Source organism: Trinickia sp. (genome assembly GCF_051961175.1).
Classification (GTDB): domain Bacteria; phylum Pseudomonadota; class Gammaproteobacteria; order Burkholderiales; family Burkholderiaceae; genus Trinickia.
Genome location: NZ_JBQCDN010000023.1, coordinates 1 through 7,287 on the forward strand (window position 1 = coordinate 1; position 7,287 = coordinate 7,287).

The 7,287-nt window shown below is 61.3% G+C and carries 4 protein-coding genes, 2 rRNA genes and 1 pseudogene; 1 reads left to right on the plus strand and 6 read right to left on the minus strand.

Annotation, left to right across the window (positions count from 1 at the left end; translation table 11 throughout):
* The 4 genes and pseudogenes from ACTHL0_RS01475 to ACTHL0_RS01490 all read right to left on the minus strand — a co-directional run.
* Positions 1-84 (minus strand): annotated as a pseudogene (locus ACTHL0_RS01475) (division/cell wall cluster transcriptional repressor MraZ); the annotation flags it as partial.
* Between the two features lie 376 nt (positions 85-460).
* Positions 461-1,102, minus strand: coding sequence for a 2-polyprenyl-3-methyl-6-methoxy-1,4-benzoquinone monooxygenase (gene coq7 / locus ACTHL0_RS01480; RefSeq protein WP_440564808.1), 642 nt, complete (start codon positions 1,100-1,102; stop codon positions 461-463).
* Between the two features lie 202 nt (positions 1,103-1,304).
* Complete coding sequence (locus ACTHL0_RS01485; RefSeq protein ID WP_440564809.1) at positions 1,305-3,017, minus strand: long-chain fatty acid--CoA ligase; 1,713 nt, start codon at positions 3,015-3,017, stop codon at positions 1,305-1,307.
* A 121-nt stretch (positions 3,018-3,138) separates the two neighbouring features.
* The gene (locus ACTHL0_RS01490; RefSeq protein WP_440564810.1) at positions 3,139-5,223 is read right to left on the minus strand and encodes a molybdopterin-containing oxidoreductase family protein; all 2,085 of its coding nucleotides are present in this window, start codon (positions 5,221-5,223) and stop codon (positions 3,139-3,141) included.
* A 154-nt stretch (positions 5,224-5,377) separates the two neighbouring features.
* On the opposite strand from ACTHL0_RS01490, the gene ACTHL0_RS01495 reads away from it, so the two are divergent.
* Complete coding sequence (locus ACTHL0_RS01495) at positions 5,378-6,580, plus strand: M20 aminoacylase family protein (protein ID WP_440564811.1); 1,203 nt, start codon at positions 5,378-5,380, stop codon at positions 6,578-6,580.
* Positions 6,581-6,767: 187 nt separating this feature from the next.
* Here the strand turns inward: ACTHL0_RS01495 and rrf are convergent.
* Both rrf and ACTHL0_RS01505 read right to left on the minus strand, forming a co-directional pair.
* Positions 6,768-6,881, minus strand: a 5S ribosomal RNA gene (gene rrf, locus ACTHL0_RS01500).
* 172 nt (positions 6,882-7,053) lie between these two features.
* Positions 7,054-7,287: ribosomal RNA gene (locus tag ACTHL0_RS01505) — 23S ribosomal RNA — on the minus strand; the annotation flags it as partial.

Genomic DNA, 7,287 nt, shown 5'->3' on the forward strand with positions numbered 1-7,287 from the left:
GCCTTGCAGCGCCTCGCGATACCGAGAGGGCACGGACATCCGCCCTTTCGCATCGAGCGTCAGCGCCGACGCCCCCTGAAACACCTTTCTCTCCCCTTCGGAGCACTACGCTCCATCCCTCGAAAACTCACCGGAATGATCCGAACAATCCACAAAAATACACTTTCTCACACTGTCTCCCACTTTAGAGTAAGGCCCCAGCACGGTCAAGGGAGAAAGCCGATTTTTCGCCGAATTTTGTTTGTTAGAACAAGGACTTACGTGCGTCCGTTCATGCAAGGTGAGAAACTGAAAAACGTTATAAAAGAATGAACTACTGCATTTTGTGAATGTGATACATGAAAAGCTCGCGGCGCACACCGGCGCGGCAAGCGCTCAGCGCTCGAAAAAGGGGGATGAAGGGCGGTTCAGATCGGTGTGAATCGACGGACGGCGCGAGCGCGCCGCCCCCACTGCGAAATTAAATGTAGTACGCCGTTCGCGTCATGACTTTCGATGCCGCTCGCATCAACGCCTTGACAGGCGCCGGCAACTCGCTGCCGCCGGCGGCGGCAGCCGATTGCCCGTGCGTGCGCTCGTCGTCGCGCATCTGTGTGACGATTGCGCGCGATTGCCGATCGGCTTCCGGCAACGTCTTCAAATGGCCATCCAAGTGACGCTCGACTTGCCGCTCCGTCTCAGCCATGAAACCGAGGCTTACCTTATCGCCCAGGCAGCCGGCCGCGAAACCGATCGCGAGCGCGCCAGTGTACCAAAGCGGATTGAGCAGGCTCGGACGCGAATCGAGCTCGTTCAACCGAGCGGCGGTCCAGGCCAGGTGGTCCTCTTCCTCGCTCGCGGCATGCTCGAACGCATCCTTGAGCGGCGCAGAGCGCGTCGCCAGCTTTTGCGCTTGATACAGCGCCTGTGCGCAAATCTCGCCGACGTGATTCACGCGCATCAGCCCGGCCGAGTGCGCGCGCTCGGGAAGCGTCATCTCAGCGGGCACCGGCCCCGCCGCGTCGATAGGTTCCGGCGCCGGCACCGGCCGGCTCATTCGGCTCACGCCGGCGATCGAACGCAGCCCACGGTCAAACTCGGTAATTAACTCGTCCAGCGTCATTGCACTCTCCATGCGGCGCAACAAAACGGCAGCCGAGGAAGGCGACCGTGCTGCGTCGAACCGCGAGTTTTGCCGGAACAGCATGAGGTGCATGCTTAGTTCAGAGCAAAACTGCGGCTAATCGTGCATTTTAGACGATGTTGCGGAGCGCATATAGCGTAGGCGCATTTGCCGCACCGCCGCATTGCGCATGGCTGCCGCATTACGCGCTGCGTTCCTGCGTGACCGGCGCGGCGGGACGCGCGGCGGGCGCATCGCGCAACTCCCGGCGCAGGATCTTCCCGACATTCGACTTGGGCAATTCGCTGCGGAACTCGACGATCCTGGGCCGCTTGTAACCCGTCAGCTGCTCTTTGCAGAACGCCACGACATCGGCCTGGGTAAGCGCTGGATCGCGCTTGACGATGACGAGCTTGACCGCCTCTCCCGAGTGCTCGTCGGGCACGCCAACCGCTGCCACTTCCAACACGCCCGGGTGCTTGGCGACGACATCTTCGATCTCGTTCGGATACACGTTGAAGCCCGAGACCAGGATCATGTCCTTCTTGCGATCGACGATCTTGAAGTAGCCGCGCTCGTCCATGATGCCGATGTCGCCCGTTTTGAAGAAGCCGTCGGCTGTCATCACCTTCGCCGTCTCGTCGGGGCGATTCCAATAGCCCACCATGACCTGCGGGCCGCGAATGCAGATCTCGCCGGGCTGACCGGGGGAAATCTCGTTGCCGTCGTCGTCGCGAATCGAGAGTTCCGTCGACGGAATCGGCAGCCCGATCGTCCCGCTGAACTCCGTTGCCGTAACCGGATTGCAACAGGCGCTCGGCGACGTTTCCGACAATCCGTACCCTTCGATGACCGGCACGTGCGTCCGCTCGTACCAGCGTTTCGCCACCGCTTCCTGCAACGCCATGCCCCCGGCATTGGCCACCATCAGCTTCGAAAAATCGAGCTTGCCGAAATCGGGATGATTAAGCATCGCGTTATAGAGCGTATTCACGGCCGGGAAGCAATTGATCTTGTAACCCTGCAACTGCTTGATCATGCCGCCGATGTCTCGCGGGTTCGGAATCAGCACGCCGAGGCCGCCGTTGCGCATCGTCAGCATCGCACAGACGGTTAGCGCGTAGATGTGATAGAGCGGCAACGCGATGACGTTGATCATCTGCTCGACGTCCGGGTGCAGCGAATGAGCCGGTTCGTGCCATGCGGCCGATTGCAGCACGTTCGCGACAATGTTCCCGTGCGTGAGCGTCGCGCCCTTGGCAACGCCCGTCGTGCCGCCCGTGTACTGCAGGAAGGCGAAGTCATCGCGCGTCAGCGCCGCCGGCGCGAACGGCAACCGGGCGCCCTGAGCGACGACATCGTTGAACTTGACGTGGCCCGGCAAGCTCCACGCGGGCACCATCTTATTCACGCGCCGCACGACGAAGTTCACGATCACGCCTTTCAGGCCCATGAGATCGCCCATCGACGCGACCACGACATGCTTGATGGCCGTATTTCGTACGACGGCTTGGAGCGTCCCCGCGAAATTCTCGAGCAGAACGATGGCTTCGGCCCCGCTGTCCTTCAGCTGATGCTCCAGCTCGCGCGGCGTATAAAGCGGATTGACGTTGACGACGACATAACCCGCACGCAAAACAGCCGCCAGCACGACCGGGTATTGCAGCACGTTCGGCATCATGATCGCGATGCGCGCCCCGCGCGCGAGCCCCTTGGACTGGAACCAACCCGCCACCTGACGCGAAAGCGTATCGAGTTCGCCGTACGTAATCGATTTGCCCATGCAGACGAAAGCGGGCGACGTGCCGTATCGCCGGAAGCTGTCCTCGAGCAATTCGCCCACCGACGCATAGGCAGATGGATCGATTTCGGCGGGGACGCCGGGCGGATATGACTTCAACCAGATTTTTTCCATGTGGCGTCTCCCTGAAATTTTCGAATGATCGTGCTAAAAAAAGCATCCTAGCCGGTCACCTCGCTCGAAACAACCGGATTAGATATCGAATTCGAACCGAGAGAAACCGCTTGCGTAACGATCAGACATCGAGGCGTTCTATCTCGACGAGGCAATCGTAGAATGTGGCAGAAGCGCCGAGATCCGTCAGTGCCTGGCTCGTGACCGCGTTCGCGTTGCACCCGTCCGGTGCAAGCTTCTTCCACCAGATCGATAGCCCGACGACGACGCCTTCCCGCGTGCGGTCCGTCACCCGGGCGCGTGCCACGAAGGCCCCGCGATCGTTACGGATACGAACGTTATCGCCCTCGCGGATGCCGCGCGGTGCGGCATCAGACGGATGAATATCGAGATGCGGCTCCCGCTCGACGTCGCGCAGGCTGTCGATGTTGACGAACGTACTGTTCAGGAAGTGGCGGGCGGGCGGCGAGATCATCGCGAGCGGATACCGCGCCGCGAGCTCGGGCGCACCGTCGTGCGATTCGTAGGGCGGCAGGTAGTCCGGCAGCGGATCCTTGCCTTCGTCTGCGAGCAGCGAACTCGCGAACTCGCACTTGCCGGACGGCGTACGGAAGCCGCCTTGCGCGAACGGCGCATCGGGCAGCTTCAGCTTCGCCCACCCCGCTTCGTTCAGCGTGTCCCAATTGACGCCTTCGAGCGTGGGATCGTCCCAGCGCAGCGAGGCGCGCCCGACGGCTTCATCGCTTTCGAAAAGCGCGGGCTCGTCGAGGCCCATGTGGCGGGCAAGACCGCGGAAGATCTCTGTATTCGGCCGCGCTTGGCCTACGGGCGCAATGGCAGGCTGATTCACCATGACGTAGGTGTGGCCGTATGAGCGATGAACATCGAGATGCTCGAGCTGCGTCGTGGCGGGCAAGACAAGATCCGCATAATCGGCGGTATCGGTCTGGAAATGCTCGAGGACGATCGTAAACAGATCCTCCCGTGCGAAACCGGCCGCGACCCGTGCCGAATCGGGGGCGACGGCCACCGGATTCGAGTTGTACACGATCAGCGCTTCGATCTTCGGGCCGAACGATGCATCGCCCTCATGCAGCAGCGCATCGCCGATCGCATTCATATTGACGACGCGCGGGAGCGTGGACGGCCAACCGGGGATCAAATCGGGGCGTTGCAGCGCGGCGGTATCGAACGGCACCCAGCCCGACGACGACAACAGCAGCCCGCCTGCGCGATCGCGCCAGGCACCTGTCAGTGACGGCAGGCAAGCGATCGCGCGCGTGGCATTGCCGCCGCCGCGTACGCGCTGCATCCCGTAATTCAGGCGAATCGCCGCTTTGCGCGTCTTGCCGTAAAGGCGCGCCAACTCGACGAGCGCCTGTTCGTCGATCCCGCAGATCCCGGCGACGCGTGCGGGCGAGTAAGCCAACGCACGTTCCTTGAGTGCGTCGAATCCGACGGTATGCGCCGCAACGTAGGCGTGATCAATCAAATCCTCGGCAATCAGCACGTGCATCATCCCAAGCGCGAACGCACCGTCGGTGCCGGGACGCAAGGCGATGTGCTGGTGACACTTTTCCGCGGTGAGCGAACGATATGGGTCGATCGCCACGAGCCGTGCGCCGCGGCGCTTGGCTTCCTGCGCACGCGTCCAGAAATGCAAGCTGGAAGCAATGGGATTGGCGCCCCAAATCAGGATGAGCTCGCTTTCCTCGAAGAATTCGAGATGCATGCCGAGCGAGGCCCCGTAGGTGTATTTTAGGCCCGCCATCCCTGCGGCGGAACAGATGGTGCGATCGAGCCTGGACGCCCCCAGCTTGTGAAAGAAGCGCTGCGCAATGCTTTCACCTTGAACGAGGCCCATCGTCCCTGCGTAGCTATAGGGCAGCAGCGCCTGCGGTTCACGACCCACGATTTCCGCCAGGCGCCCCGCGGCAAGCGTAAGCGCCTCATCCCAGCCGATCGGTTCGAACCGGCCTTCCCCCTTGCGGCCAACGCGCTTCAGGGGCGTGGTCAAACGCTGCGCATGATGGACGCGTTCGGGGTAGCGGCTGACTTTTGTACAGAGCACGCCTTGCGTCGGCGGGTGATCCGGGTCGCCGGTGACTTTGATTGCCTTGCCGTCGGCGACGGTCACTCGCATCGCACAAGTATCGGGGCAATCGTGCGGACAGACCGCACGGGCAAATTCGAGGGGCGCATTCATGGCTGCGTTCCTTAGAGGCGGCGAGGCTTCGGGCAGGGCAATAATTCTATTACGTTCGCGGTGCCCGCCCGTGCCAATTTCTCATGACGCCGTTGAGCGTAGAATGGTTCGTTCGATAGAGATCCCCTAAAACCTCCCCCAAGTCGAACGCATCATGAAACTCATTCCTGAAGTCCTGGCCGCGCGAGACGAAATCCAGTCCCTCCGACGAAGCATCCATGCCCATCCCGAATTGCGCTACGAAGAGACGCGGACGGCCGATCTTGTGGCGCAGTCTCTCGAAAAATGGGGGCTGCGCGTGCACCGGGGCCTGGGCAAGACAGGGGTAGTCGGCGTACTGCAGCGAGGCAGCAGCACCCGATCAATCGGGTTGCGAGCGGATATGGACGCGCTCCCGATCCACGAACTGAACACGTTCGAGCATCGCTCGCAGGCGCCGGGCAAGATGCACGCTTGCGGGCACGATGGACACACCGCCATGCTGCTGGGTGCCGCGCGACATCTGGCGGCGCACGGCGCATTCGACGGCACGATCGTCTTCATATTTCAGCCGGCTGAAGAAGGCGGCGCGGGCGCGCGGGCAATGATCGAAGATGGCTTATTCGAACAATTCCCTGTGGACGCGGTGTTCGGCATCCACAATTGGCCCGGCATGCCGGCCGGCACCTTCGGTGTAACGGAAGGGCCGATCATGGCATCGAGCAACGAATTCAGGATCGACGTAAAGGGGGTGGGCGCGCACGCGGCCATGCCTCATAACGGCCGGGATCCCGTTTTCGCGGCGGTTCAGATTGCCAATGCATTGCAGAGCATCATTACGCGAAACAAGAAACCCATCGATACTGCCGTGTTGTCCATCACGCAAATCCATGCCGGGGACGCGGTCAACGTCATCCCGAACGACGCTTGGCTTGCCGGCACGGTGCGCACCTTTACGACCGACACGCTCGATCTGATTGAATCGAGGATGAGCAAGCTCGCTGAGGCGACGGCATCCGCATTCGATTGCTCGGCGGCCGTCACCTTCCACCGCAACTACCCACCGACGATCAACAGCAGCGAAGAAACGCGCTTCGCCGTTGAAGTCATGCGCGAGATCGTGGGGGCGCAAAACGTCGAGGACGACACGGAGCCGACGATGGGTGCGGAGGATTTTGCGTTCATGCTGCAGGCTAAACCGGGCTGCTATGCATTCCTTGGGAATGGCGACGGCGGGCATCGAGATGCGGGCCATGGCGCCGGGCCGTGCATGCTGCATAACGCGAGCTACGATTTCAATGACGAACTGCTGCCCGTGGGCACGACTTACTGGGTTCGGCTGGCCGAGCGATATTTGGCCGAAGGGATTCAGCGGTAGGGAATGGTGAGGGGCGCGCTCGTGCGGCGGTTGCGCATGGGCGCGTAGCGTGTCGAGCAACCGCCCGATCATCGGCCGTGTAAACGCACAAACCCCCGAGAGCGCTGAGGCTGTCGGGGGTTTGGTCTTGCTGCTTTACGTTGGCTCAGAGTAAGCAGTAAAGCGCTCACTCTGACCTTAAGGGGGTGCCTGACGATTACCTACTTTCACACGGGCAATCCGCACTATCATCGGCGTGGAGTCGTTTCACGGTCCTGTTCGGGATGGGAAGGGGTGGTACCAACTCGCTATGATCATCAGGCATGACTTGTTGCTGCGACGCCTGGTGGGCGCACAGCCAATCTGGGAAGAAGCATCGAGCGCGGGGCTCGGTGTAATGGATGTCTCGCTTGGGCAGCGATTGTGTGGCACTGCGAGGATCAAACCTGTTGCGCTCTTATCCTCTGCAGTGAGGATTAAGACGCTCCGGTTATAGGATCAAGCCGTACGGGCAATTAGTATCGGTTAGCTAAATGCATTACTGCATGTACACACCCGACCTATCAACGTCCTGGTCTCGAACGACCCTTCAAGGGGATCAAGTCCCCGGGGATATCTCATCTTAAGGCGAGTTTCCCGCTTAGATGCTTTCAGCGGTTATCTCTTCCGAACATAGCTACCCGGCGATGCCACTGGCGTGACAACCGGTACACCAGAGGTTCGTCCAC